Origin of the sequence: Cryobacterium sp. TMT1-66-1 (assembly GCF_004403435.1) — a bacterium.
Lineage (GTDB): Bacteria > Actinomycetota > Actinomycetes > Actinomycetales > Microbacteriaceae > Cryobacterium > Cryobacterium flavum.
This window is the reverse complement of record NZ_SOGP01000025.1, coordinates 20510-44406: the sequence shown is the minus strand read 5'-3', so window position 1 is coordinate 44406 and position 23897 is coordinate 20510. Positions and strand designations below refer to the sequence as shown.

Here is a 23897-nt window from a genome sequence, read left to right as displayed (position 1 = left end):
GGCAACTCAGCCGGCTCTATGCACGCTGTCGTGCGCTGCCTTCGGGCTGCGGGGGGTGCACATCGGGGTCCGCAGCATTTGTCGTGCAGTCGCGAAAGTCGGATGCTTGAACCATGGAGCACACGCACGAGAACTCACACGCCCACTCCGATGCCGCCCGCGGGGCTGGGGAGGCAGCATCCGCTGAACATGCGCCGCGCGATCCGGGCGCGGTCGAGGAATTCTGGGACGACCGCTACGCCGACATGTCGCAGCTGTGGAGCGGGCAGGCCAATGCCACGCTGGTGACCGAGGTGCAGGATCTCCCCGCCGGGCGCGCGCTCGACGTTGGCTGCGGCGAAGGAGCGGATGCCCTCTGGCTGGCGGAACGCGGGTGGGATGTCACGGCGCTGGACGTGTCGCGGGTGGCCCTGGATCGAGCTGCCGCCCAGGCTGAGCTTCGCGGAGTGAGCGTGCACTGGCTGCATGCCGGCCTGGTAGAGGCGGCGCTGCCGGCGGCATCCTTCGATCTCGTCTCGGCGCAATACCCCGCACTGCTGCGCACCGCCGAGAATGTTGCCGAGCACGCGCTATTGTCAGCGGTCGCCCCGGGCGGCGTGCTTGTGATCGTGCACCACCCGGCTCCGACGACGGATGAGGCCAAGTCCCACGGGTTCAATCCCGACGACTACGTGAGTCCGGCCCGGGTCGCTGCCCTGCTGGACGACGGCTGGCAGATCGAGGTGGACGAGACGAGGCCGCGCTACGTGGCGACCGGCGCCGGGGCGCACCACACCCACGACGTCGTGGTGCGGGCGCGACGCTTGCGCTGAGGCCCGACCGGTGCCTCAGTTGGTGACGCTGAATGTCGCTGTCGGTTGCGGCCCACCTGCGACGGCGCCTCGTCGGGCGATACTGGAGGCATGGACGACAAAGATACCCTCGCTGATTTTCTGCGCTCAGCCCGGGCACGACTGACGCCGGCTGATGTCGGCCTGCCGGTGAACCCCCACGCGGCCGCACGGCGGGTACCCGGACTGCGCCGTGACGAAGTTGCCGGGCTGGCCGGCGTGAGCGTGGATTACTACGCGCGCATGGAGCAGGGCCGGGTGACCCAGGCATCCGATGCTGTTGTCAATGCGCTCGCCGGAGTGTTGCACCTGAATGAGGCGGAACGCAACTACCTGTTCTCACTGTTATCCGCGTCGACCGGCGGCCGCAGCCAGCAGCGGCGGCGCACACACGCGGTTCGACCCTCGGTGCGCACCATAATGGATTCCTTTACCGCACAGCCGGCCTTCGTGCTCGGTGTCGGCATGGATGTGCTGGCCATGAACGACCTCGCCAAGCTGCTGCTGAAAGACTTCACGAAGAGCTCGGGACTCGGGCGCAGCATGGCCCGGTGGACATTCCTCGACCCGTCAGCGCGCACACTCTACTTGGACTGGGAGATCGTGGCGTGCGACGTGGCGGCTATGCTCCGTCACGACGCTCGGTCCCACCCCAACGACTCGGCTCTCAATGAGCTGATCGGTGAGTTGACCGTCAAGAGCGACGAATTTCGTGCGTGGTGGAGTCAGCACCGGGTGTGGGAGTGCACCTTCGGCGTGAAGCGCTTCATGCACCCGATCGTGGGCCGGGTCGACGTGGATTACGAGACCTTTCCGGTTCCGGGCGAACCAGACCAGCAACTCTTCGTCTACAGCACCCAGCCGGCGTCCTCCTCAAACGACGCGCTGCGCATCCTGGCCTCCTGGCGCGCAGATCAGACGGATGCCGCCGCGCTCGAGTCCTCTCTCTGACGTAACAAATCCTTCGGGTAAAGATACGGCGCCCTGAGGCGGGCGCGCTTCTCGGCGCTGAGCACGAGATCGAGCAATCCTGAGCGCACCACGCAGCGCAATCCAAGCGTCGCTGTAAGGGGAATGAAGTGGTCGAAGCGATGCCCGATTAACGACGGATGCCCCGGGCCGCATTGACAACTGCGGCCCGGGGCAGTTCGTGCCTGGGTTTATTATCGACCTGGGCGGTGTCTATAGCGCCGGTCGGGGTGCCTACGCGTCGGCGCGGGTCTCGTTGGCAAACGTGGCCACGTCGATAACGAAACGGTAGCGCACGTCGCTGCGGATAACACGCTCGTACGCCTCGTTCACCTGATCGACCGAGATGATCTCGATGTCGGCGCCGATTCCGTGAGCGGCGCAGAAGTCGAGCATTTCCTGGGTCTGGCGGATGCCACCGATCTTGGAGGCGGCGATGGAGCGACGCTGGGCGGCGAGCCAGAACATCTTCACGCTGTCCGGCTCGGTGGGGATTCCGACGTGCACGAGTGTGCCGTTGAGGGCGAGCAGCTTGAGGTAGCCCTCCAGGTCGAGGTTCGCAGCCACGGTGTTCACGATGAGGTCGAAGTGGTTCTCGAGCTCGGTGAAGGTAGTCGGGTCGCTGGTGGCGTAGTAGTGGTCTGCGCCGAATCGCAGGCCGTCTTCCTTCTTGCTGAGGGTCTGGCTGAGCACGGTGACCTCGGCGCCGAGCGCGTGGGCGATCTTCACACCCATGTGTCCCAGGCCGCCCATGCCCAGGATGGCAACCTTCTTGCCGGGGCCGGCTTCCCAGTTCACGAGAGGGGAGTAGAGCGTGATGCCGGCGCAGAGCAGGGGAGCGGCCTCGGAGAGCTCGATGCCGTCGGGGATGCCGAGCACGTAGTTCTCGTCAACAACGATCGCGGTGCTGTAGCCGCCGTTGGTGGGGGTGCCGTCGTGGTTGCGGTCGTTGTAGGTGCCGACTTCGCCTTTCAGGCAATACTGCTCTTCGCCGGCGAGGCAGTTGGCGCACTCGCGGCAAGAGTCGACAAAGCAGCCAACGCCGACGCGGTCGCCCACCTGGTACCGGGAGACGTCGCTGCCGACGGCGGAGACGATGCCGGCAATCTCGTGGCCGGGAACCATCGGGAACAATCCCACACCCCACTCGTCGCGAGCCTGGTGGATGTCGGAGTGGCAGATGCCGGCGAACTTGATATCGATCGCCACGTCGTGGGCGCCGGGAGTGCGCAACTCGATTGTGGTGCGAACGAGGGGCTGGGTGGCCGCGGGGGCGGCGAGGGCAGGAACGGTGGTCGTCATAGAAAAATCTTTCTGTGCCGGTGGTGGAATGCGGGGGAACCCCGTGCCGTGGCACGTGTCGACGGTGACATCCGCTCACGCAACGTTACGCCGTGCCACGGATCTGGTCGAGGCTGGAACGTGGCACTGTCTGACCTACCCACGGCATCCGCTGATCTCGCGGCCAGGAGCCGGGCGGGTGCAGGTGCGATCCGAAGCCCGGTGCAGGCGTGAGTCCCCGTTACCGGGGCGCATTGACACACGTTCACTTCACGACCTAGTATGGAATCGATTCCATGGAATCGATTCCATGACCACGATGAGGTGAAGAAGATGGCGGACATCACAATCAAGGACGTAGCCGCACTGGCTGGCGTTTCGGCGGCCACCGCTTCCCGCGTTCTCTCTGGCAACCCGGCCACCTCCCCCCAGTCGCGGGACAAGGTCGCCGCGGCAGTCATCGAGCTTGACTATCGGCCCAACGCCCAAGCCAGGGCCCTGCGCTCGACCCGCAGTGATTCCATCGGCCTGCTGGTACCCGACGTACGTAACCCGTTCTTCGCCGATCTCGCCCATACCATCGAGCAAGCAGCCCTGTCCGAGGGCTATGTCACCCTGCTCGGCAACGCCAACGAGCAGAAGGAACAGCAGGACCGGTACCTGGATACGCTGATCTCTCGGCGGGTAGACGGCATCATCGTGGCGCCACTTGGCGACGGTGGCGGCAGCATCCGTTCCCTGATCGAGCGCGAGATTCCAACGGTCTTCGTGGACCGCACCATCGACGGTATCGACGTGCCGAGCGTGACCACCGATAGTGAGGTCGGCATCCGTCAGACTGTCCAACACCTCGCCGCCCTCGGGCACACCCGGATCGGCTACATCTCCGGCCCGCAGGCGACCTCAACCGGCCGCGACCGGTTTGCAGCCTTCACGGCGGCCGTGGCCGACGCCGGTCTCAGCCAGGACCCCGACCTGGTGTACTTCGGAGACTTCCAGGCGGCGAGTGGCTCGGCCGGCCTGCACGCCTTGCTCGAGTTGCACGACCCGCCGACAGCCTTGCTCGCCGCGGACAGCCTGATGGCCGTCGGCGCGATTGCCATTCTGCACAAGTTGGGTCTGCGCATCGGAACGGACCTCGCGCTGGTCGCCGTCGACGATATCGAATGGTTTGCCCTGCTCGACCCGGCACTCAGCGTCATCTCCCACAGCGTTGAGGACATGGGCCGGATCGCCGTCGAAATGCTGTTTGAGGTCATCGCTGGCAACTCACCCCAATCGGTGGTGCTGCCCAGCGAACTCGTCATCCGTGGCTCATCGTCGTTGCCCATCCTGCCCGCATCCAGCCGAAGGAAGAACTGACATGACTCAACAACCACTGCTGACCCTGCAGAATGTGGGGAAGGTCTTTGGACCGGTCACGGTCATCCAGGACGTCACGGTCAGTGTCTACCCTGGCCAGGTTCAGGTATTGCTCGGGGAAAACGGTGCCGGAAAGTCCACGCTGATCAAGATGATGGCGGGTGTCTACCAGCCGGACTCGGGCCACATCGTCGTTGATGGCAGAACGGTCACCCTGCCAAACACCCGCGCGGCTGAGGCGCTGGGTATCGCCACGATCCACCAGGAACTGAACCTGGTGGCCACCATGAGCATTGCCGAGAACGTCATGCTCGGGCGGATGCCGACCAGGCACGGTCTTGTAGACCGTCGCGCCCTGCGCCAGCACGCCCGAGCCGCGCTGGCCTTGATCGGCCTGGATATCGACGTCGACATTCTGGTGGGTGAGCTGGGCATCGCCCGGCAGCAGCTGGTCGAGATCGCCAAGGCGCTGAGTATCAACGCCCGCATTCTCATCCTCGACGAGCCCACCGCAGCGCTGACCCGCCACGAAACCGAAAACCTGTTCGCGGTCATGGCCGACCTGCGCCAGCGTGGCGTCGGCATGCTCTTCATCAGCCACCACCTCGACGAGATCGCCGAGGTCGGTGACACCGTCACCGTGCTGCGCGACGGCGAATTCATCGGGGAAGTTCCGGCCTCCACCTCCGAAGACGAACTCGTGAAGCTGATGGTCGGCCGCGGCATTGAGGACCAGTTTCCCCGGGTGCCTGAAAACCTGAGTCAGGCCGCGGAGGTGCTCATCGTGGAGAATCTCACGTCGACCGGGCTGTTCAGTGACATCAGCTTCACCGTCAAGGCGGGCGAAGTGCTCGGCATCGCGGGCCTGGTTGGCGCGGGGCGCACAGAACTTATCCGGGCCATCGCTGGCGCCGACCGATACGCCTCCGGCACGGTCGCCGTGCGCGGCCAGCATCTGCCGAAGGGCAGCATCAAGGCCGCGATCGCGGCGGGTATCGGGCACGTGCCGGAGGACCGCAAGGGACAGGGGCTGGTGCTCGACGCATCCGTCAATAACAACCTCGGCTACGCCACCCTTGCGTCCACCGCGAAGCTGGGACTGGTCGACTTTGCCGGCCAGCGCAGCCGGGCATCCGCGGTCGCGAAGAGACTGCGCATTCGCATGCACACCATCGACCAGCCGATCGGCGCACTCTCCGGCGGTAACCAGCAGAAGGCCGTCTTCGGCCGCTGGATCATCGCCGCCTCGACGATCTTGCTGCTCGACGAGCCAACGCGCGGTGTGGACGTGGGTGCCAAAGTCGAGATCTACGAACTGATGAACACGATCACGGCGGCCGGGGGAGCGATTCTCATGGTGTCCAGTGAACTGCCCGAGATCCTCGGCATGAGCGACCGCATCCTGGTGATGCGCGACGGCCGTATCGCCGGCGAGCTCAGCGCCGCCGAGGCAACCCAAGACGCAGTCATGACACTCGCTGCCCGCGATGTCGACGAGACGCACGAACAGAGATAGGGAAACCATCATGTCCACCACCACCCTGCCGACGCCGCGCCGCGGTATCGACTACAAGAAGTTTCTCGCCAACAACGGCGCCCTGGTCGGTCTCGTCGTTCTCTGCCTCGCCCTGTTCATCGCAACCCCGGACTTTCTGACCGGACCAAACCTGCTCAACATCGGTATCCAGGTATCCACGGTGGCCGTGCTGGCCTTCGGGATGACCTTTGTCATCGTGGCTGGCGGGATCGACCTTTCCGTCGGCAGCGTGGCGGCCCTGTCGGCGATGTCTTCGGGCTGGATGTTCGCCAGCGCCGGCCTTCCAGGCTGGCTCGCCCTCGTGGGTGGTCTGGTCGTCGGAGCGCTCGCCGGAGTTATCAACGGTTTGGCGAATGCCTACGGAAAGCTGCCGTCCTTCATCGCCACCCTCGCCATGCTCAGCGTGGCCCGCGGACTGACCCTGGTCATTTCCGACGGCCGGCCGATTAAGACCGCACCCGAGGTTTCCTTTCTCGGCGGCAACCTCGGACCGGTGCCGATGCCGATCGTCATTCTCGTGATCGCCGCCCTGGCCGCCTCGTTTGTGCTCAACCGCACCGTCATCGGCCGTTCGATGTATGCCGTCGGCGGCAACGCAGAAGCCGCCCGACTCTCGGGTCTGCCGGTCAAGCGCATCCTCGTCACCGTCTTCGCCCTAGCCGGGCTGTTCGCCGCCCTCGCCGGGCTGCTGCTCGCCGGGCGCCTCGACTCCGCGCAGCCCCAAGCCGCCGCCGGCTACGAACTCGATGCCATTGCGGCTGTCGTGATCGGCGGAGCCTCGCTCTCCGGAGGCCTCGGCAGAATTTCGGGCACCCTCGTGGGAGCCCTGGTTTTGGTCGTCATTCGCAACGGCCTGAACCTGCTCAACGTCACCTCGTTCTGGCAGCAGGTCGTGATCGGCCTCGTGATCGCCCTGGCCGTTGGCATCGACGTGCTGCGCCGCAAGTCCCGCAACAGCTGACCCACCAGCTGTCAGCAAACTTTCCCCTCCATCCGCCTCATCCAAAGGAAAACCAATGAAGTCATCCTCGTTCCTCAAAATCGCGGCAGTGACCGCAACAGCAGCCTTGATCCTGGTGGGAACCACCGCCTGTGGCCGCGGCGGCGGCGCTGAGGCCTCCGGCGATAAAATCGTGATGGCCATTTCCACCCTGAACAACCCGTTCTTCGTGGAACTGCGCGACGGCGCGGAGGCTGCAGCCAAGGAAGCCGGAGTGCAGCTGAGCATCGTTGATGCCCAGAACGACTCGGCTACGCAGGCCAACCAGCTCGCCACTGCTGCCTCGAGCGGTGCCAAGGCCGTCATCGTGAATCCGGTGGACTCGGATGCCGCCGCCTCGGCAGTGGATGCCTTGATCACCGCCGGAATTCCGGTCATCGGAGTCGACCGCACCGTCACCGACGTTGACCTCGCGTCGCTCGTCGCGAGCGACAACGTCGCCGGCGGTCGTCAGGCAGCCGACGAACTGGCCAAGTCCATGGGCGAAACGGGCACCGTCATACACTTGCAGGGCGTAGCGGGAACGTCAGCCAGCCGGGAGCGCGGCGCCGGCTTCGACGAGGGCATGAAGGCCTACCCCGACATCACCGTTGTCGCCACGCAGACGGCCAACTTCGACCGCGCCGCCGCGCTGGATGTCACGACCAACCTGCTGCAGGCTAACCCGGGCGTCACTGGTCTCTTCGCTGAAAACGATGAAATGGCCCTGGGCGCCATCCAGGCGCTGGGCGACAAGGCCGGCTCCGAGGTCTTCGTTGTCGGCTTCGACGGCACGACCGACGGACTCGACGCCATCAAGGCGGGCACCATGGTCGCGACCATCGCGCAGCAGCCGGCCGAACTCGGCAAGCTTGCCGTCGAATTCGCCATCAAGGCCATCAAGGGCGAGACGATCGCGAAGACCGTTCCGGTCGAGGTCGTCTCCGTCACCAAGACGAATGTCGGCGACTTCGCCAAGTGAGTCACCTCGTCAATACGGCCCTCACCACGCCCGGTTCGGTCGTTGTCGTGGGATCCATAAACGTCGATCAACTGATCCGCGTGCAACGCCACCCGAAGCCGGGCGAGACCCTCATCGGAACATCGATGGAGTTCTTGCCAGGCGGCAAGGGGGCCAACCAGGCCGTCGCGGCGGCCCAGCTCGGTGCCAGCGTGCGCCTGGTCGGTGCGGTCGGTCGGGATTCGCAGGCCACTGTCGCCAGTGCGATCCTGACCAGCGCCGGTGTCGACCAGTCGGCCGTGCGAACGGTCGACGAACCCACTGGGCTGGCCCTGGTCAGCGTGGATGATCACGGTGAGAACACGATCGTGGTCATCCCCGGTGCCAATGCACTCATGGGCGCCGAGGCCGTTCAGGCCAGCGCGGGCATCATCGCCGCCGCTGCTGTAGTGGTTTTGCAGGGTGAGATTCCGGCCGACGGAATCGCCGAGGCGGCGCGGCGGGCCACGGGACGGGTGGTACTGAATCTGGCTCCGGTGATCGAACTGGATGCTGACACGATCCGGCGAGCCGACCCGCTGGTCGTCAACGAGCACGAGGCGGCCCTCGTGCTCGCACAACTGGCACCCCACCGCGGTGTCCCCACCGAGGATGCCGAGTTGGTGAGCCGGCTGCTGGAGGTGGGCGTCGCATCCGTTGTTCTGACGCTCGGCGCGAAGGGTGCCATCTGCGCCGACCTGGATGGCACCAACACCGTGGCCTCGCCGACGGTCGTCGCCGTGGACAGCGCCGGGGCTGGCGATGCATTCGTGGGCGCGCTGAGCGCGCAGCTGGCCGCAGGCGTGAGCCTGCTTCAGGCCGTTCGCCTGGCCGTGCGGGTCGGGGCGTTCGCGGTGCAGAGCCGCGGAACGCAGACCTCGTATCCGACACTGGTGGACGTGCTGCCGACGGTGAACGCATGAAGAGGAGGGGCATCCTGAACGCTGAGCTGGCGGGGGCGCTGGCCCGGCTCGGTCACACGGATGTCATTCTGCTCGCGGACTGCGGCCTGCCGATTCCGCCTGGGGTTCCCGTGGTCGACCTAGCCTTGGTGCACGGAATTCCGCGGTTCGAACAGGTTCTCGACGCCCTGCTCGATGAGATGGTGTTCCAGGGATGCGTGGCGGCGAAGGAAGCAAAGACCGCTCCCGCTGGGGCATGGCTGTCCGACCGCTTCACCGACATCGAGTACATCAGCCACGCGGAGTTGAAGGCCATCTCCGCGTCGGCGAAGCTCTTCATTCGCACGGGGGAGGCGACGCCGTTCGCCAACGCGGCGCTGGTCTGCGGAGTCTCGTTCTGAGGACCTGCGCCTGCGGAGCCGGCACCGCGCCGGCGGCTCTACGCCGTGCGGGCGCAGTCGATGACGCCGCGTGATCCGCCGGGGTGAATCCGGAGCTTTCACACCGGACGCTCGGGGAATCTCCCGCGCGCAGCACTCGTCGTCACCGTTCTGCGGGGCTACTCTCGTGCGTAGCGAGGCACGACGACCTTAAGAAGCGGAGGACCCAATGACCAGGGACAGTCGAGCGCGGGTGATCGTGCGGGAAGGCCCGCTGGGATTCGTCTTCTTCCTGGCCTATCTCGGAGCGGCCATCTATTTCGTCTCGGAATCCAACGGCACATTCTGGGGCGTCATCCTGGGCCTGCTGCAGGCGATCGTTTGGCCCGTCTACGTCATCTATCACGTGCTGCTGTCGATGGGCGCGTGATTGCTGCAGGTCAGTGCGCGGCTGGGCGACGTACCATCAGTGGATGCCCCCGCGTTCGCCACTCCCGCAACGTCACGGGCTCGATGCCGCGTGGGTGTGCACGCCGGAACGGTCGAAGCATCCGCTTTGGGAGACCATGGGTGCCTGGCTCGATGAGCGCCTGTCGGAGTTTGTGGACGTGGTCGGCCTTCTGGCCCAGGGACGTTTTGTCTATGCGACGGGCACCGTCGTCGGCGGCCGCGACCCGTACCGGCCGTACACGTTTGTGTGGTTCCACCGCGATCTGGCCGTGGAGACGTTCGTTCCCGGGCCCATTCATCTGATCTATCGCGACGATCGCATCGTGGTGATCGACAAGCCCGCCTTCCTGTCGACCATTCCCCGCGGGCGCCACGTCGTGCAGAGCGTGGTGGTGCGGCTGCGCGCCGAGCTCGCGCTTCCGGAGCTCTCACCCCTGCATCGGCTGGACCGGGTGACGTCGGGGCTGCTGGTCCTCGCGACTGAGCGGCGCTGGCGCGGGGCGTACCAATCGATGTTCCAGCGCCAGGAGGTCGCGAAGACCTATCGGGCGCTCGCGCCGTTGCTTCCGGGCCTCGACTTGCCCGTGACGGTGCGCAACCACCTCGTGACCCGCCGCGGCCAGTGGCAGGCCGAAGTGCTGCCGGGCGCGCCGGCCAACTCCGAGTCCCTGATCGAACTCGACTCCCCGATCGACGGGCTCGGCAGCTACACGCTGACGCCCCGCACCGGTCGTACCCACCAGTTGCGCCTGCACATGCTCGGCCTTGGCGTTCCGATCAGTGACGACCCGATCTACCCGGTCGTGCGAGAAATCGCTATCGACGATTTCACCCGACCCTTGCAGTTGCTGGCGAACGAGGTGCGCTTCACCGACCCGATCGACGGTCGCCTGCGGGAGTTCGCCAGTTTGCGCACGCTGCCATTGCGCAGCGAGGTCAAGGCTCGTCGAACGGATGCCTAGGCTGGTCCCATGGCTACAGTCATCCTTGTGCGGCACGGCCGCACCACCGCAAATGCCACCGGACTCCTGGCCGGACGGGCCAGAGGCATCCACTTGGATCAGATCGGACAGGACCAGGCAGCGCTGACGGGTCTTCGCCTGGCGGTCGTGCCGCTGGTCGGCGTGGTCTCCAGCCCGCTGGAACGCTGCCAGCAGACCTCCCGGCTGATCCTCGACCACCAGACCGGATCCCCGGTCACCCTGGTCGACGACGATCTGACCGAGTGTGACTACGGCGACTGGCAGGGCAGAAACCTCAGCGAACTGGCCCAGGAGAAACTGTGGTCGGTCGTGCAGAACCAGCCCTCAGCGGTGGTTTTTCCCAGCGGCGAATCGATGGCGGCGATGCAGGCTCGCGCGGTGGCCGCGATTCGACGCCAGGACGCCGCCTTCGAGGCGCAGCACGGGCCAGGTGCGGTGTGGGCGGCGGTGAGCCACGGCGACGTCATCAAGTCGATTCTGGCTGACGCCTTCGGTATACACCTCGACCTGTTCCAACGCATCAGTGTCGGCCCGGCGTCGGCGTCGATCGTGCGGTACGGCTCCGGCCGACCGAGCGTGCACGCCACCAACACCGACGGCGGCGACCTGGCCTGGCTGGCCGACAGCACCCTCTCGGACGACGCGCCGGTGGGCGGCGGAGTGGGGCCTCAGCCACTGCGCACCCGGCACGCCTAGAGTATTTGTATGCCCACAATCGTTCATGAGTTCGACTGGCCGGATCGGGTCGTCGTCGGCACAATCGGCCCGCCCGGGTCGCGTTCGTTCTATCTGCAGGTACGCAGTGGTAGCCGTATCGTGAGTATCGCGCTGGAGAAAGAACAGTCAGCGCTGCTCGCCGAAAAGATCGACGAGATTCTCGACCAGCTGATCACTCTCGAGGGCAACCCGTTCAGTATTCCGACTACGACGCCGATCGAGATCGTCGACAACGACCCGCTCGAGCAGCCCGTGGCGGCAGAATTTCGCACCGGTTCGATGAGTCTGGGGTGGGATCCGACCACGGTTCAATTCGTGATCGAGGCCTACCCGGTTGACGAAGACGACGATGTGCGCGATCCGGCGGAAAAGTCCGAGATGCTTCTCGTGCGCATCTCCGTGGGGACCGCGAGGGCTTTCGCGAAGCGCACCCGCGAAATCGTCGGCGCCGGGCGTCCCATGTGTCCCCTCTGTGGTTATCCCGTCGACGCCGACGGGCACACCTGCACCCTGCCCGATGTCTGATGCCAGCCCCCGACCTGGTCAACGGTGAGCTGAAGCTGACCGGCCGAATCAAGACGGCTTCGAACGCGACCTTCCTCGGCAGCATCGGCGGCGCGGTGGTGGTCTATAAACCGGTCGCGGGGGAGCATCCGCTCTGGGATTTTCCCGACGGAAACCTGGCCAATCGTGAGGTGGCCGCCTACCTGGTGTCCCAGGTTTTCGGCTGGAACATCGTGCCGCGCACCTGGCTGCGCGACGGCCCGATGGGTGAGGGCATGGTGCAACTGTGGCAGGAGCCTGACCCGGCGCAGAGCGCCGTCGACCTGGTGGCAGCGGACGCCGTGCCGGCCACGGGGTGGCGACGAGTTCTCGATGGGCGAGACAATCGCGAGCGGATGGTCACCCTCATTCACGAAGACAGCGCGGCACTCCGCCGCATGGCCGTGTTCGACGCGGTCGTGAACAATGCCGATCGCAAGGGCGACCATATTCTCGCGATGCCCGATGGTCACCGCCACGGCGTCGACCACGGGCTCACCTTTCATGTCGAACACAAGCTGCGCACCGTGCTGTGGGGCTGTCTGGGCGATGCGTTCAGCACCGGGGAGCTCGAGGGCATCGACCGGGTCAGCGCCCAGCTTGCCGGTGACCTCGGTGACACCCTCGCCGGCTTACTCAAAGAGGAGGAGGTCGCTGCGCTTGCCGTCCGCTGCGCGCGGTTGCGGTCCGAGGCGCGGTTCCCCGCCCCGAGCGGTGGGATGTCACCGGTGCCCTGGCCGCTGTTCTAGACCTCTGCACTGTTACGAGATCGACGTTCGCCTGCGAGACGATCGGCGTGATGGTTCGCGCGGGAAAGATAGGATCGTCCACACGGACCCCGCCTAGCTGGCGGGCACGTTCAGTCGTTTTGGCCATGGAGGTCCACACATGAGAAGAAAACTGCTCTCTACCGCTGTAGTCGGTTCCGCCCTGCTGCTCGCCGTGACAGGCTGCAGCACCCCCGCCGAAACCGATACGACCGCCGGTGGCGGCCTGACCGGAACCGGAACCGGCGCTGACTGCGTTATCGAATCAGCCGTACCCATCGCTGCGGCCTTCAGTCTCACGGGCGCTGCGGCGCAGTACGGTGCGGGACAGAAGAACGCGCTGGAACTCGCAGTTGAGGACCTGAACGCGGTTGGCGGGGTCACCTACGAGCTCACCGTCGAGGACGACGCGACCGACCCGAAGCAGGCCATTCAGGTGTTCGACACCTTCATCGCTTCCGGCGCCAGCATCATCATCGGCCCAACCCTGTCCAACACCGCGAAGCAGACCGACCCGATCGCGCAGGACGCGCAGGTTCCCGTGCTCGGCGTGTCGAACACCGCGGCCGGCATCACCGAAATCGGGGACTACGTCTTTCGCGATTCCCTCACCGAGGATGCCGTGATTCCGCAGACCGTCAAAGCCGCCGTCGACAAGCTCGGCGTGAAGAAGGTCGTTGTCATGTACAGCAATGACGACGCCTTCACCGAGTCGGGTTACCAGGCCTTCGCCGCTGCGCTGGAGGACCAGAATGTGGAAGTGGTCGACACCCTCACCTTCTCCAAGGCGGACACTGACTTTCGCGCCCTGCTCAACAAGGCCAAGCAGTCCGACGCCGACGCCATCGTCGTCTCCGGCCTGATCGACGCGGCCGTGCCGCTCGTCACCCAGGCCCGCGAAATCGGCATTGACACGCCGATCATCGGCGGCAACGGCTTCAACTCACCTGCTCTGCTCACCGGCGCCGGCGCGGCAGCCGAGGGCGTCATCGTGGGTGCCGCATGGAACTCCGCCTCCGACAACGAACAGAACGTGAAGTTCATCGAGGACTACACGGCCGCGTACACCTCGGCTCCCGATCAGTTCTCCGCGCAGGCATACGCCGGCATGCAGATCATCGACCACGCCGTTCGGTCCGGTTGCTCGGCCGAACGCGAGGACATCAAGACGGGCCTCGGCGACATCACCGACGTGCCGACGGTCCTGGGCGATGTCAGCCTGAATGAGAACCGCGACGCCGTGCACGACGCCCTCGTGCAGATCGTTCAGGACGGCAAGTTCGCCATTCTGAAGTAGCGTCACCGCACCAACACACCGCGCCACTCACACCACGCCGGCCGCGTTTCGCCTTGGGCGGTACGCGGCCAAAAACAGGGACATCACCAATGCAGCTCTTCCTGGACGGAATTTTTCTCGGCTCGATCTACGCGCTCTTCGCCATCGGTTTCACCCTCGTGTTCGGTATCCTCGACCGGTTGAACCTGGCTCACGCGGCCGTTTTCACCGCCGGCGCCCTGGTCGGGATCGAGATCGTGACCAGGTTCGGCGTGCCGATCTGGCTGCTCATTCCCCTGGTGCTGGTCTTCGGCGCGGTGCTGGGAATCCTGATTGAACGCGTGGCCTTCCGGCCGCTCGCCGGGCGGCACGATGCGCACTTCGCGGGCCTGATCTCATCGATCGCCTTCGGGGCGATCCTTTTGTCGCTGCTTCAGGCGCTGTATGGCGCCGATACCCGGCGGTTTCCCGCGGACGTGTTCCCGCCCACCCGGGTGGAAATACTCGGTGCGACCGTCTCGCTCCTGCAGGTCATCATCCTGATCGTCAGCGTGTCGCTGATGGTCATTCTGACCTGGCTCGTGGCCAAGTCGAAGCTCGGCCGAGGCATGCGTACCATCGCCGAAAACCCGCACGCAGCTTCGGTTCTGGGCCTGAACGTCGGCCGGATCAGCAGCACCACCTTCGCTCTCTCCTCGGCGCTGGGCGCTGTGGCCGGCGTGCTGTTCACCCTGAACGTCAACGCCGCCTCCCTCGGTATCGGTCACGCCGTGGAACTCAAGGCCCTCGCCGTGATCGTCGTCGGCGGGATGGGATCGCTTCCGGGCGCCCTGATCGGCGGCCTGATCCTGGGCGTCGCCGAAGTTCTGGCCGTGAATTACATCGGCAGTTCCTGGCGGGACATGGTGGCGTTCGGACTGCTGTTCCTCATCCTCATCCTTCGCCCGCAGGGCCTGTTCGGCGCACGCAAGACGCGGGAGGTCTGAGCATGTTGGCGGAATACTCCTCTCTCATCACGCTGATCGCCCTGACGGCGATCCTCGCCTTCAGCTTCTATGCCGTGCTGATTGCCGGACAGCTGAGCCTGGCCCAGCTCGGGCTGGCCTCCCTGGCGGCCTTCAGTTCCGCGCTCGTTGTTCCCGCCGAGCCGCTGTTCGGCTTCATTCCTCCGCTGGCCGTCGGCATCGTCTTCGGCATGGTCGTTGGCATTATTGCCGCATTCATTCTGGGCCTGCCCGTCATCCGCTTACGCGGTGTTTTTCTGGCCATCGCCACCCTGGCGTTCGGCGAAATGGTGCGCATCTTTTTGATCAACCAGAGTTGGACCAATGGCGCGCAGGGGCTGGGCTTTCCCAAGCTCGTCGGCCTCGAGGTCGCCTGGGTCGCGCTAATCGTGGTGGCCTTCTGGTTCTGGCGTCTCTCCGGCTCCCGGCTGGGACGAGCCTTCGCTGCGATTCGTGAAGACGAATTGGCTGCCACGACCATGGGTATCGACGTTCCTCGCTACCGGATGGCTTCCTTCGTCATCGCGGGCGCCATTGCCGGCCTCTACGGCGTGCTGCTGGCATACTTCTCGCGGTTCGCCGACCCGAACGAGTTCTCGTTCACGGCCGCGGTGGACGGCCTGGTCACGGCCGTTGTCGGCGGGGTCACCCTGTTCGTCGGCCCGATCCTCGGTTCGGCATTCCTCACGGTGCTCCCCGAACTGCAGCGTGTCCTCGGCGTCGACGCCGGCTGGATCCGTCCAACAGTTTCCGGCGTGCTGCTCCTCGTCGTCATCCTCTTTCTGCCCGGTGGGCTGTCCGGTCTCATTCCGCGCAGAAAGTCCGCCAAACGCCTGATTTCCGATCCTGCGCTGCGGCCCACCCTTCCGGCTTTGCCGACGCCGGGCACCGAGCTCGTACGCCTGACCGGGCTCGGCAAGTCCTACGGGGGAGTGCACGCCGTGCGCGCGGTGGACCTCACCGTGAACGCCGGCGAGATTCTTGGCCTGATCGGCCCTAACGGTGCCGGCAAGACCACCCTCGTGAACATGGTGACGGCATTGACGCCCCCGAGCACCGGCGCCGGCAGCGTGCTCGGCGTTCCCCTGGCGGCCACCACAAAGGCGCACCGCCTGGCCCAGGCCGGAGTGGCCCGTACCTTTCAGCAGATCAAGCTGTTCAACCGGCTCTCGGCCCTGGAGAACGTGCTCGTCGGTGGGTACCGCATCACCCACGACACGCTGCTCCGACGGCTGTTCTTCCTTCCTTCGGCCCGTCGGTGGGAACGCGAAGCCGTGGCGATGGCATCCGCGCAACTGATCCGCGTCGGCCTCGGTGACAAGGCGGCTAACGCCGCGGGCGACCTGTCTTACGGCGACCAGCGGCGGCTGGAGATCGCCCGCGCGCTGGCCTCGCATCCGTCCCTTTTGGTCCTGGACGAGCCCGCGGCCGGAATGAACCAGGTGGAGGCCGCACGGTTGTCAGACCTGATTCGCTCGCTTGCCGCCGACGGCATCGCCGTGCTCGTGATCGAGCACAACGTGCGAATGATGCTGGCCACCTGTGACCGGATCATGGTGCTGAACTTCGGAGAGGTCATCGCGGCCGGTCTGCCCTCCGACATCGCCAGGGACCCCAAGGTGCTCGAGGCCTACCTCGGGTCGGCCGGCTCCGACGCTGACGCCGACGCGGCATCCGTGCTGGCCGCCGAGAATCTCGCCCGTATCGCCGCCGACCCGGACAGTGAAGCCCACGGGTACCACGCCGACCCCGCCCAGGGCGGCGCAACAAAGCCCAACGGCACGACGGCCCCGGAGGAGAACCGATGAGCGATCCGATCCTGAGCGTGGAGGGCCTGCAGGTCAATTACGGCCGCGTGGAGGCCGTGCGCAACGTATCCTTCGAGGTGGCGGAGGGGGCACTGGTCACCCTGGTCGGGGCCAACGGCGCCGGTAAGACATCCGTGTTGAACGCCGTATCCGGCCTGCTCCGACCCCGCCAGGGCATCATCAAATTCAAGGGCCAGGACATCACCAGATGGCCGGCGCACCGGCTGGTAAAGGCCGGACTCGTGCAGGTTCCCGAGGGACGCGAGATCCTCGGCACGCTGACCGTTGCCGAGAACCTCAGCCTCGGCGGCTGGCACCGCGGCAGCACCATGCACAAGAACGTGGCCAAGGTCTACGAACGGTTCCCGGTGCTGTTTGAGCGACGCAAGCTTCAGGCCGGTGCGTTGTCCGGCGGCGAGCAGCAAATGCTGTCGATCGCCCGCGCCCTGATCGCCGAGCCGCAGATTCTTCTGCTCGACGAACCCTCGATGGGGTTGGCGCCCAAGATCGTGGACGAGGTGTTTGCGGTGATCGAGGAAATTCGCCAGACCGGGACCACGGTGGTGCTGGTTGAACAGAATGCCCGGCGGGCCCTTGCGGCTGCCGATTTCGGCTATGTATTCGAGACCGGGGAGATATCGCATTCCGGGCCGGCCCACGACTTGCTCTCCGATGAGAAGGTCATCGAGGCCTACCTGGGATTGGACTAGTGGTGTCTTGACTACAGTTGAAGCCGAGGTCCAGGGCTCTGTGCGTGCCCTGGACCTCAGCTTCAATCAAATGACTTGCAGTTAGTCCAGCACTCCGCAGGCGGCCGGGTCAGTGGCCTCGGCGGGGAGGGTCCCGTCAAGCTCGCTGTTACCCGCTTCGAAGTCGTACATCCCGTTGCCGTTGTAGTCGACTCCGTGGATCACGACGACGCCTTCACCGTCGCGGATGGCCTCGGCGATGTCAGCAGCGGTACCGTTGCCTCCATCGTCGCCGGTTCCGGCAACGTCCGTGAAGCGGATGTTGGTCCGGAGATAGCTATAGGAGCCGTTCTTCGAGACGGGGAACCGGGTAACGTCCAGGAAGCTGGCCGGCGTGGTGTCTCCGCTGGTGTTCAGGGACACCACAACGGGCCCGTAGGCCGGGATACCCTCGACGGTGTTCAGGCGTTGGTCACCGTTGGTGTCCAACGTGAGCGTGGGGCACTCGTTCATTGCCTCTTCGCCGTAGTGGATGTGCTGGGCGTGCGGAGCATTGGCGGACAAACCCGTCGCGCGGATCCCGATGGCCCGAATCGTCTCGCCGCGAACGACAGCGATCGCCTTGCCCGAAGCCCCCGAGTCGTTAAGCTCGGTGAGGTTGGCGGTCAGTACCACGTTACCGCGCACCGATTTCGGGACATGCGCTGATGCCGGGGCGGCGCCAATCGACACGGCGATCAGCGCGGCTGCCCCCGCTCCGAGTATCAGTTTAATGTTCTTCTTCACGTTTCACTCCTATGTGACCTCGCCCATCGAGACGATCCCGACGGTTGGATGCGACCGCGTTGGTTCGTAGCCCTCTGCCAAAAGGACTGGCATTTTTTGGGGTTACGACGCAGAGGGTATCCACATATCGAGGATCCTGAAAGTGCTGGCTGCCGATCTGCTCGTTTCTCGACTGGGCCGAGATCGTGCCAGGCTAGGGGCATGGATCTTGAGGTGTCGCCGACGCTCACCATTCCCGAGCGTGAACTGGGCTGGCGATTTTCGCGGTCGTCCGGCCCCGGCGGCCAGCACGTCAACACCTCCGACAGTCGCGTCGAGCTGTCCTGGAATATTGCCGAGTCAAGCGTACTCTCCGACGACGAGCGGATGCTGCTGCTCACCCGGCTCGGGCACCGTCTCGTTTCCGGCGTGGTCACCATCGCAGCCAGCGAGCAGCGCTCCCAGCTGCGCAATCGCGAGATCGCGCTGCGTAAGCTCGCCGACCTGGTGATCGCGGGGCTGGCCGCGGAACCGGCCGTGCGTCGCGCGACCAGACCCACCAAGGGATCGGCCCGGCGGCACCTCGCCGTCAAACAACAGCGCTCGGCCACGAAACGCAACCGGCAGCGTCCCGCGGCCGAATAGCCCAAAGGCTAGCCGGCATCCGTTTAATGGAAGCGGCTACCGAACCAGCAGCATCCGTCGAAAGTAGGCGGCCAGTTCTGCTGTCGCGGGCAGCGGCAGAACATTCGCGACGTACTGGTCCGGTCGAACCACGACCACGGCGCCGTCGCGGCTGATGCCGCGCAGGTCGAAGATGTCCTCGTCGGGGTCGGCGGCGTATACCTTCTCGTAGTCGATGAGTCCGAACGGGCCGGTTCTTGGCAGAAAGGCCTCGTCGACCTGGCCGAGGTCCACCTCGGTGTGCGCCTCCTGGTAGATCACCTTCACGTCGAAGACGCTGTCAATGTCGGTGCCGGCCGGAGTGTGGGCGAGCAGGGGGGAATCGTCAGCGGTGCGCATCCACTCGGCCCAGGCGGTGAGCGCGGAGCTGTTGGCAGCGTCAGCGAACGCGTAGAGGCGCCAGCGGCCGTCGGCGCGGTGGTGGTGGCCGAGCTCGACCGGGTTGGCGTCGGCGACGCGCACCACCGGAGCTGACTTGAAACGCTTTCCGATGGGAAAACCGGTGGCGAGCGCCTGATGGGTTGCTTCACCAATCAGCATCGACGGCGGGTATTGGGTCATGAACCCGGCCGGAAATTCCGCCGTCTGGGTGTAGAAGTCCTCGAGCGGCACCTTGAGGTCTTCGGGCTTGGCGGCCATCAGTGAAGACCACTCCTTGTCGAAGTCGATCAGGTTCTTCGCGATGACCTGACGCTCGGCCGAGTAGGTGCTGAGCAGGCTTTCGGGGCTGCGACCGTCGAGCACGTAGCCGAGCTTCCAACCGAGGTTGAAACCGTCCTGCATGGAGACGTTCATGCCCTGGCCCGCCTTGGCGCTGTGCGTGTGGCAGGCGTCACCCATGATGAAGACGCGCGGCGAGCGGATGCCGATCTCCTCGGGCAGTACGTCGTCGAAGCGGTCGGTGAGGCGGTGGGCGACCTCGTAGACGCTGTGCCAGGCCACGTTTTTCACGTCGAGTGTGTACGGGTGCAGAATCTCGTTCGCCTTCAGGATGATCTCGTCGATCGTCGTCGTGCGCACGGCGCCGTTGTCATCGGGGGCGACTTCGCCGAGGTCGACGTACATGCGGAACAGATAGCCGCCCTCGCGCGGAATGTGCAGGATGCTTCCGTTAGCCCCCTGGATGGCGCACTTGGTGCGAATGTCGGGAAAGTCGGTGACGGCCAGCACGTCCATGACTCCCCAGGCGTGGAAGGCCTGGTCTCCGGCGAGGGTGCAGCCGATCGAATCGCGCACGCCGCTGCGGGCACCGTCGGCGCCGACCACGTACTTGGTGTGAACGATGCGCTCCTGGCCCTTCTTGGGGCCGGTGGTGTGTACGAGCGTCACCGCGACGGGGTAGTCGCTCACGCTGTTGGTTTCACGCGTGGTGTTGGTCAGGCTGACAAACTCGTAGCCGAAGTCCGGCACCATGCGGGTAGGCGAATTCGCCATGACCTCGGCGAAGTAGTCGAGCACGCGCGCCTGGTTGACGATGAGGTGCGGAAACTCGCTGATGCCGGTGGGATCATCGATGGCGCGGGCCGTGCGAATGATGTTGGCCGGGTTGGTGGCGTCTGGTTTCCAGAACGCCATCTCGGTGATGCGGTACGCCTCGGCGATGATGCGCTCGGCAAAGCCGAACGCCTGAAAAGTCTCGACGCTGCGGGCCTGGATCCCGTCGGCCTGCCCGATCGCGAGACGCTCACCGCGGCGCTCCACGATGCGGGTGGTGATACCGGGAAACTGGGAGAGCTGGGCGGCGGTGATCATGCCGGCCGGACCCGTTCCCACAATGAGAACGTCGACGCTGTCAGGGATTTCATCGGGGCGATCGATGCCGACTCCGGCCGCATCCTGAGTGCGCGGATCGGTGGACACGTATCCGTGGTGGTGAAACTGCACGGCTTCCTCACTTCTCTGTGTGGTTAAAACTTCTGTGTGGTTCAAACGAGTGCGGCTTCTGATCTGATGTTCGATAATAGAACGACTTGTTCTATTATTGTTTCTCAAATCATATACGTTCTAAGCGGCTGCGCAATGCGATAATGCGGGTAACGTGCTGACAATGAAGACCGACCCGAAACTTCTCGAGTCGACGCTTGACTCCGACCCGGCCCTGCGCTGGCGGTTTGAACGGCACCTCGTCGGTGCACCGCCCGAAGTCTGGCAGGCCACCAGGGCGCGGGTGAACACGGAGGGATTCGGGGCGCGACTGCTGGCCCTGCACGACGCCGATGGCCGATGGGTGGGCGGCGCGAAGCGTCAGATTATGGCCGGCTCAGCGCGACACGGTGCCGGTGAGTGAGGCGATCGCTCGCAGCACGAACGGCTGGGCGGCGAACCAGGCCGCGATCATCAGGGCGAGGGCGCCGGCGAAAATCCAGAACCCGAGCCATCCGTCAGCGTTTTGCGCGGCATACATGTGGTTCAGGTTGCGCAGCGCACCGGTTGCGAACACGAGAATCACGTGCACCGCGATGAAGGCCACGAAGAAGATCATCACCGGAAAGTGCACTGCACGGGCCAGTGCAATGGGGTAGAGCTTGCTCAGTCGCTTCGAGGTCCACGAGGGCGACATGCGCAGCCCGGTGGCCAGGGCCAGGGGTGCCGCGACGAACACGACGAGAAAATAGCTGATGGTTTGCAGGGCGTTGTAGTTGACCCAGCCGTCTTCGACCGGCCAATTCAGCGACGCGTATTGAAGGCCTGCGGAGAGGGCGTTCGGAAAGATTTCCCAGGTCACCGGGATCAGCCGAAGCCACTGCCCGGTCGCAACGAGCAGAACGTAGAACAGAACCCCGTTCACGACCCACAGGGTGTCAAAGGTGATGTGCAGCCAGAGATTCAGGCTGATCTTGATCGGCGGGGTCTTGGTGCGGATGAGCCCGGTGTTGTTACGTTTCCAGAACATGGTGGGACGCTTGGTGGTGCGGATCTGCCAGCCCGAGCGGATGATGAACAGAATGAAGAAGGCATTCAGACCGTGTTGCCAGGCGAGCCAGGCCGGAATCCCCACCGGGGCGGAGTCGGGCAGGGTCGTCGTTCCTGGATACTCGGTGAGGAAGGACTGCACGTCGGGCAGCGAACGGATGCCCCTGGCTGCGAGCACGATCACGGCCAGCACCACGATGGCCGCCGGAATGATCCAGACCAGCTTGAACCACCGGTTTTCGGCGAGGGTGGCGAGGCGGCTGCCCGATGAGGTCACTGCGCGCTGCTTCGTTTGCCGATCGCGTCGATGAGCTGGGGAACGACGGTGAAGACGTCCCCGACGATTCCGAAGTCGGCAATGTCGAAGATGGGGGCGTCAGCGTCGGTGTTGATGGCGACGATGGTCTTGGCGGTCTGCATGCCGGCCCGGTGCTGGATGGCACCGGAGATTCCCAGCGCGATGTAGAGCTGCGGGGAGACGGTCACACCGGTCTGGCCGACCTGCGAGGTCTGAGCTACGAACCCGGCATCGACGGCCGCGCGGGAGGCGCCGACCGCGGCGCCGAGGGCATCCGCGAGCTGCTCCACCAGCACGAATTTCTCCTGCGACTGCAAACCGCGACCGCCAGACACCACGGTTTTGGCGCCGCGCAGGTCAGGCCGGTCCGCGGCCACCGGGGTGGCCTCGGCGCTGTCGATCAGGGTCGATCGGGAGGTGTCGAGGTCGAGCGTGACGCGCATGACGGTCGCCGTTTTCGCCTCGGCACGGTCGTCGATCGCGCCCTGCCGCACAGTGATGACGGCGGGGCCACCCTGTACCGTCGAATCGACGGTGTACGCGCCGCCGAAGACGGAGTGCGAGGCGACGATCGCGTCGCCGTCCCGGTGCAGGTCCACGGCATCCGTCAGCAGGGCACCCTGGGTGCGGAGCGCGACATGGGCGGCAATCTCGCGGCCATCGATGGAGTGAGCCACGAGAACGGCGGCCGGTTCGAGCCCGGTGAAGGCGGCGACGAGGGCTTCAACCTGCGGGGTGAGCAGCACGGCCGTGGTCTGGTCGGTTTCGCCGACGTAGACCTGTTCGGCTCCGAGAGCACCGAGCTGTTCGGCGAGGATGGCCGAGATGCCGGGCGCCGCGGCGACGACGGCGACCGGTGTACCCAGACGAGCTGCGGCGGCGAGCAGCATCGCTGCGGTGTTGGCGATGGCGCCGTCGGGCGAGACTTCAATGAGGGCGAGAATATTCGACATCTGTACCTTCCTAGATCAGACGTCCGGCGGCGAGAAACTCCGCGAGTTCAACGCCCGCGTTGCCGTGGTCGACGATCTTGGTGCCGGCCACGCGGGCCGGACGGGGGCTGGTCTGGGTGATCACGGAATGAGCGGATGCCGAGGTCGCTTCCAGCCCGAGGTCGGCCAGGGACCAGACCGTGACGGGCTTTTTCTTGGCGCGCATGATGCCCTTGAAGTTGGGGAACCGGGGTTCGGCGGACTGCTCGGTCACCGATACGACGGCGGGAAGCTGGGCGTGCACGGTCATCGACCCGTTTTCGGTGGCGCGGTGGCCGCTGACGGCATCCGTTGTTATGACGACGGAGTCGAGGTAGGTGGCCTGCGCCACGCCCAGCCGACCGGCGATGAGCGAGGGGAGCGTGCCGCCGCGGCCGTCGGTGGATTCGTTGCCGGCGATGATCAGATCGAACCCGGCCTTGGTGGCTGCGGCGGCAATGACCTCGGAGGTGCGCAGCAGGTCGGCTCCGGCCAGGCCGCCGTCGAGCAGGTGGATGGCTGAGTCGGCTCCCATCGCTAGTGCCTTGCGCAGCATGTCTTTGGCCGAGTCGGGCCCCATAGTGAGCGCGACGACCTCAGCGTCATTGCTATCCTGATAGCTCAGCGCCACCTCGAGGGCACGCTCATTGATCTCGTCAATGACGCAGTCGCTCGAGACTCGATCGAGCCACCCCGTCCTGAGGTCGAGGGTGCGGTCGCCCCAGGTGTCGGGTACCTGCTTGACCAGAACAATGATTTTCATGATCTACTTCCTGCGAGCGTGTTGGT

Annotated in this window: 25 protein-coding genes; 19 read left to right on the top strand and 6 right to left on the bottom strand. The window is 65.3% G+C overall.

Features of this window, described 5'->3' with window-relative positions; all coding sequences use genetic code 11:
• The first annotated feature begins 113 nt into the window (after positions 1 to 113).
• Both E3T29_RS18910 and E3T29_RS18905 read left to right on the top strand, forming a co-directional pair.
• Positions 114 to 812 (top strand): bifunctional 2-polyprenyl-6-hydroxyphenol methylase/3-demethylubiquinol 3-O-methyltransferase UbiG, encoded by a 699-nt coding sequence (locus E3T29_RS18910; protein WP_134347027.1) that lies wholly within the window; start codon positions 114 to 116, stop codon positions 810 to 812.
• 90 nt (positions 813 to 902) lie between these two features.
• Complete coding sequence (locus E3T29_RS18905) at positions 903 to 1781, top strand: helix-turn-helix transcriptional regulator (RefSeq protein ID WP_134347026.1); 879 nt, start codon at positions 903 to 905, stop codon at positions 1779 to 1781.
• A 252-nt stretch (positions 1782 to 2033) separates the two neighbouring features.
• Here E3T29_RS18905 and E3T29_RS18900 read toward each other — a convergent pair whose 3' ends face one another.
• On the bottom strand, positions 2034 to 3101 hold the full coding sequence (locus tag E3T29_RS18900) for an NAD(P)-dependent alcohol dehydrogenase (RefSeq protein WP_134347025.1): 1068 nt from the start codon (positions 3099 to 3101) through the stop codon (positions 2034 to 2036).
• A gap of 312 nt (positions 3102 to 3413) precedes the next feature.
• Here E3T29_RS18900 and E3T29_RS18895 point away from each other — a divergent pair, with 312 nt between their 5' ends.
• The 15 genes from E3T29_RS18895 to E3T29_RS18825 all read left to right on the top strand — a co-directional run bounded on the left by E3T29_RS18895 (position 3414) and on the right by E3T29_RS18825 (position 17498).
• Positions 3414 to 4442, top strand: a complete 1029-nt coding sequence (locus E3T29_RS18895; RefSeq protein WP_134347024.1) for a LacI family DNA-binding transcriptional regulator — start codon at positions 3414 to 3416, stop codon at positions 4440 to 4442.
• Position 4443: 1 nt separating this feature from the next.
• Entirely contained in the window at positions 4444 to 5958 is a 1515-nt protein-coding gene (locus E3T29_RS18890) for a sugar ABC transporter ATP-binding protein (RefSeq protein WP_134347023.1), read from the top strand.
• A gap of 10 nt (positions 5959 to 5968) precedes the next feature.
• Positions 5969 to 6940, top strand: a complete 972-nt coding sequence (locus E3T29_RS18885; protein ID WP_134347022.1) for an ABC transporter permease — start codon at positions 5969 to 5971, stop codon at positions 6938 to 6940.
• 55 nt (positions 6941 to 6995) lie between these two features.
• The gene (locus E3T29_RS18880) at positions 6996 to 7940 is read left to right on the top strand and encodes a substrate-binding domain-containing protein (protein ID WP_134347021.1); all 945 of its coding nucleotides are present in this window, start codon (positions 6996 to 6998) and stop codon (positions 7938 to 7940) included.
• Positions 7937 to 8881 carry a ribokinase gene (locus E3T29_RS18875; protein WP_134347020.1) on the top strand — a complete coding sequence of 315 codons (945 nt, stop codon included), beginning with the start codon at positions 7937 to 7939 and terminating at the stop codon, positions 8879 to 8881. The genes E3T29_RS18880 and E3T29_RS18875 overlap by 4 nt, the downstream gene beginning before the upstream one ends.
• Positions 8878 to 9261, top strand: a complete 384-nt coding sequence (rbsD, locus tag E3T29_RS18870) for a D-ribose pyranase (protein WP_134347019.1) — start codon at positions 8878 to 8880, stop codon at positions 9259 to 9261. The genes E3T29_RS18875 and rbsD overlap by 4 nt, the downstream gene beginning before the upstream one ends.
• A gap of 208 nt (positions 9262 to 9469) precedes the next feature.
• A complete protein-coding gene (locus E3T29_RS18865; RefSeq protein WP_134347018.1) occupies positions 9470 to 9670 on the top strand; it encodes a hypothetical protein in 201 nt (66 codons plus the stop codon).
• Positions 9671 to 9713: 43 nt separating this feature from the next.
• Complete coding sequence (locus E3T29_RS18860; protein ID WP_134347017.1) at positions 9714 to 10652, top strand: pseudouridine synthase; 939 nt, start codon at positions 9714 to 9716, stop codon at positions 10650 to 10652.
• 9 nt (positions 10653 to 10661) lie between these two features.
• Positions 10662 to 11369, top strand: coding sequence for an MSMEG_4193 family putative phosphomutase (locus E3T29_RS18855; RefSeq protein ID WP_134347016.1), 708 nt, complete (start codon positions 10662 to 10664; stop codon positions 11367 to 11369).
• A gap of 9 nt (positions 11370 to 11378) precedes the next feature.
• On the top strand, positions 11379 to 11915 hold the full coding sequence (locus E3T29_RS18850) for a DUF3090 domain-containing protein (protein ID WP_134347015.1): 537 nt from the start codon (positions 11379 to 11381) through the stop codon (positions 11913 to 11915).
• Positions 11915 to 12682 (top strand): SCO1664 family protein, encoded by a 768-nt coding sequence (locus E3T29_RS18845; RefSeq protein ID WP_134347014.1) that lies wholly within the window; start codon positions 11915 to 11917, stop codon positions 12680 to 12682. Before E3T29_RS18850 ends, E3T29_RS18845 begins: the two co-directional genes overlap by 1 nt.
• A gap of 139 nt (positions 12683 to 12821) precedes the next feature.
• Positions 12822 to 13997, top strand: coding sequence for an ABC transporter substrate-binding protein (locus tag E3T29_RS18840; RefSeq protein ID WP_134347013.1), 1176 nt, complete (start codon positions 12822 to 12824; stop codon positions 13995 to 13997).
• An 89-nt stretch (positions 13998 to 14086) separates the two neighbouring features.
• Positions 14087 to 14962 carry a branched-chain amino acid ABC transporter permease gene (locus tag E3T29_RS18835; protein WP_134347012.1) on the top strand — a complete coding sequence of 292 codons (876 nt, stop codon included), beginning with the start codon at positions 14087 to 14089 and terminating at the stop codon, positions 14960 to 14962.
• 2 nt (positions 14963 to 14964) lie between these two features.
• A complete protein-coding gene (locus tag E3T29_RS18830) occupies positions 14965 to 16788 on the top strand; it encodes an ATP-binding cassette domain-containing protein (protein ID WP_134347011.1) in 1824 nt (607 codons plus the stop codon).
• A complete protein-coding gene (locus E3T29_RS18825; protein WP_134347010.1) occupies positions 16785 to 17498 on the top strand; it encodes an ABC transporter ATP-binding protein in 714 nt (237 codons plus the stop codon). The genes E3T29_RS18830 and E3T29_RS18825 overlap by 4 nt, the downstream gene beginning before the upstream one ends.
• Positions 17499 to 17579: 81 nt before the next feature.
• Here the strand turns inward: E3T29_RS18825 and E3T29_RS18820 are convergent, their stop codons facing one another.
• Positions 17580 to 18263, bottom strand: coding sequence for a hypothetical protein (locus E3T29_RS18820; protein WP_134347009.1), 684 nt, complete (start codon positions 18261 to 18263; stop codon positions 17580 to 17582).
• A 201-nt stretch (positions 18264 to 18464) separates the two neighbouring features.
• Here E3T29_RS18820 and arfB point away from each other — a divergent pair, with 201 nt between their 5' ends.
• Positions 18465 to 18887, top strand: coding sequence for an alternative ribosome rescue aminoacyl-tRNA hydrolase ArfB (gene arfB / locus E3T29_RS18815; RefSeq protein ID WP_134347008.1), 423 nt, complete (start codon positions 18465 to 18467; stop codon positions 18885 to 18887).
• 36 nt (positions 18888 to 18923) lie between these two features.
• On the opposite strand, the gene E3T29_RS18810 is transcribed toward arfB, so the two are convergent.
• Positions 18924 to 20810, bottom strand: a complete 1887-nt coding sequence (locus E3T29_RS18810) for an FAD-binding monooxygenase (RefSeq protein ID WP_134347007.1) — start codon at positions 20808 to 20810, stop codon at positions 18924 to 18926.
• Between the two features lie 163 nt (positions 20811 to 20973).
• Between E3T29_RS18810 and E3T29_RS18805 the strand changes: the two genes are divergently transcribed.
• Positions 20974 to 21213, top strand: a complete 240-nt coding sequence (locus E3T29_RS18805; RefSeq protein ID WP_370449207.1) for a hypothetical protein — start codon at positions 20974 to 20976, stop codon at positions 21211 to 21213.
• Here E3T29_RS18805 and E3T29_RS18800 read toward each other — a convergent pair.
• From E3T29_RS18800 to E3T29_RS18790, 3 genes are read right to left on the bottom strand one after another with little or no spacing between them, the layout of a single operon-like run.
• A complete protein-coding gene (locus E3T29_RS18800; RefSeq protein ID WP_134347006.1) occupies positions 21187 to 22116 on the bottom strand; it encodes a cytochrome b/b6 domain-containing protein in 930 nt (309 codons plus the stop codon). The two genes, E3T29_RS18805 and E3T29_RS18800, sit on opposite strands and share 27 nt — an antisense overlap.
• The gene (locus E3T29_RS18795) at positions 22113 to 23090 is read right to left on the bottom strand and encodes an electron transfer flavoprotein subunit alpha/FixB family protein (protein WP_134347005.1); all 978 of its coding nucleotides are present in this window, start codon (positions 23088 to 23090) and stop codon (positions 22113 to 22115) included. Before E3T29_RS18795 ends, E3T29_RS18800 begins: the two co-directional genes overlap by 4 nt.
• A 10-nt stretch (positions 23091 to 23100) precedes the next feature.
• Positions 23101 to 23871 carry an electron transfer flavoprotein subunit beta/FixA family protein gene (locus E3T29_RS18790; protein ID WP_092339565.1) on the bottom strand — a complete coding sequence of 257 codons (771 nt, stop codon included), beginning with the start codon at positions 23869 to 23871 and terminating at the stop codon, positions 23101 to 23103.
• Between the last annotated feature and the right edge of the window lie 26 nt (positions 23872 to 23897).

Bases quoted from the DNA above. Each gene is read 5' to 3' on its own strand.
- rbsD (WP_134347019.1), top strand. From the start codon at position 8,878: ATGAAGAGGAGGGGCATCCTGAACGCTGAGCTGGCGGGGGCGCTGGCC.
- E3T29_RS18895 (WP_134347024.1), top strand. From the start codon at position 3,414: ATGGCGGACATCACAATCAAGGACGTAGCCGCACTGGCTGGCGTTTCG.
- E3T29_RS18835 (WP_134347012.1), top strand. From the start codon at position 14,087: ATGCAGCTCTTCCTGGACGGAATTTTTCTCGGCTCGATCTACGCGCTC.
- E3T29_RS18795 (WP_134347005.1), bottom strand. From the start codon at position 23,090: ATGTCGAATATTCTCGCCCTCATTGAAGTCTCGCCCGACGGCGCCATC.
- E3T29_RS18855 (WP_134347016.1), top strand. From the start codon at position 10,662: ATGGCTACAGTCATCCTTGTGCGGCACGGCCGCACCACCGCAAATGCC.
- E3T29_RS18890 (WP_134347023.1), top strand. From the start codon at position 4,444: ATGACTCAACAACCACTGCTGACCCTGCAGAATGTGGGGAAGGTCTTT.
- E3T29_RS18905 (WP_134347026.1), top strand. From the start codon at position 903: ATGGACGACAAAGATACCCTCGCTGATTTTCTGCGCTCAGCCCGGGCA.
- E3T29_RS18845 (WP_134347014.1), top strand. From the start codon at position 11,915: ATGCCAGCCCCCGACCTGGTCAACGGTGAGCTGAAGCTGACCGGCCGA.
- E3T29_RS18840 (WP_134347013.1), top strand. From the start codon at position 12,822: ATGAGAAGAAAACTGCTCTCTACCGCTGTAGTCGGTTCCGCCCTGCTG.
- E3T29_RS18900 (WP_134347025.1), bottom strand. From the start codon at position 3,101: ATGACGACCACCGTTCCTGCCCTCGCCGCCCCCGCGGCCACCCAGCCC.
- E3T29_RS18830 (WP_134347011.1), top strand. From the start codon at position 14,965: ATGTTGGCGGAATACTCCTCTCTCATCACGCTGATCGCCCTGACGGCG.
- E3T29_RS18790 (WP_092339565.1), bottom strand. From the start codon at position 23,871: ATGAAAATCATTGTTCTGGTCAAGCAGGTACCCGACACCTGGGGCGAC.
- E3T29_RS18860 (WP_134347017.1), top strand. From the start codon at position 9,714: ATGCCCCCGCGTTCGCCACTCCCGCAACGTCACGGGCTCGATGCCGCG.
- E3T29_RS18850 (WP_134347015.1), top strand. From the start codon at position 11,379: ATGCCCACAATCGTTCATGAGTTCGACTGGCCGGATCGGGTCGTCGTC.
- E3T29_RS18910 (WP_134347027.1), top strand. From the start codon at position 114: ATGGAGCACACGCACGAGAACTCACACGCCCACTCCGATGCCGCCCGC.
- E3T29_RS18805 (WP_370449207.1), top strand. From the start codon at position 20,974: ATGAAGACCGACCCGAAACTTCTCGAGTCGACGCTTGACTCCGACCCG.
- E3T29_RS18865 (WP_134347018.1), top strand. From the start codon at position 9,470: ATGACCAGGGACAGTCGAGCGCGGGTGATCGTGCGGGAAGGCCCGCTG.
- E3T29_RS18880 (WP_134347021.1), top strand. From the start codon at position 6,996: ATGAAGTCATCCTCGTTCCTCAAAATCGCGGCAGTGACCGCAACAGCA.
- arfB (WP_134347008.1), top strand. From the start codon at position 18,465: ATGGATCTTGAGGTGTCGCCGACGCTCACCATTCCCGAGCGTGAACTG.
- E3T29_RS18825 (WP_134347010.1), top strand. From the start codon at position 16,785: ATGAGCGATCCGATCCTGAGCGTGGAGGGCCTGCAGGTCAATTACGGC.
- E3T29_RS18885 (WP_134347022.1), top strand. From the start codon at position 5,969: ATGTCCACCACCACCCTGCCGACGCCGCGCCGCGGTATCGACTACAAG.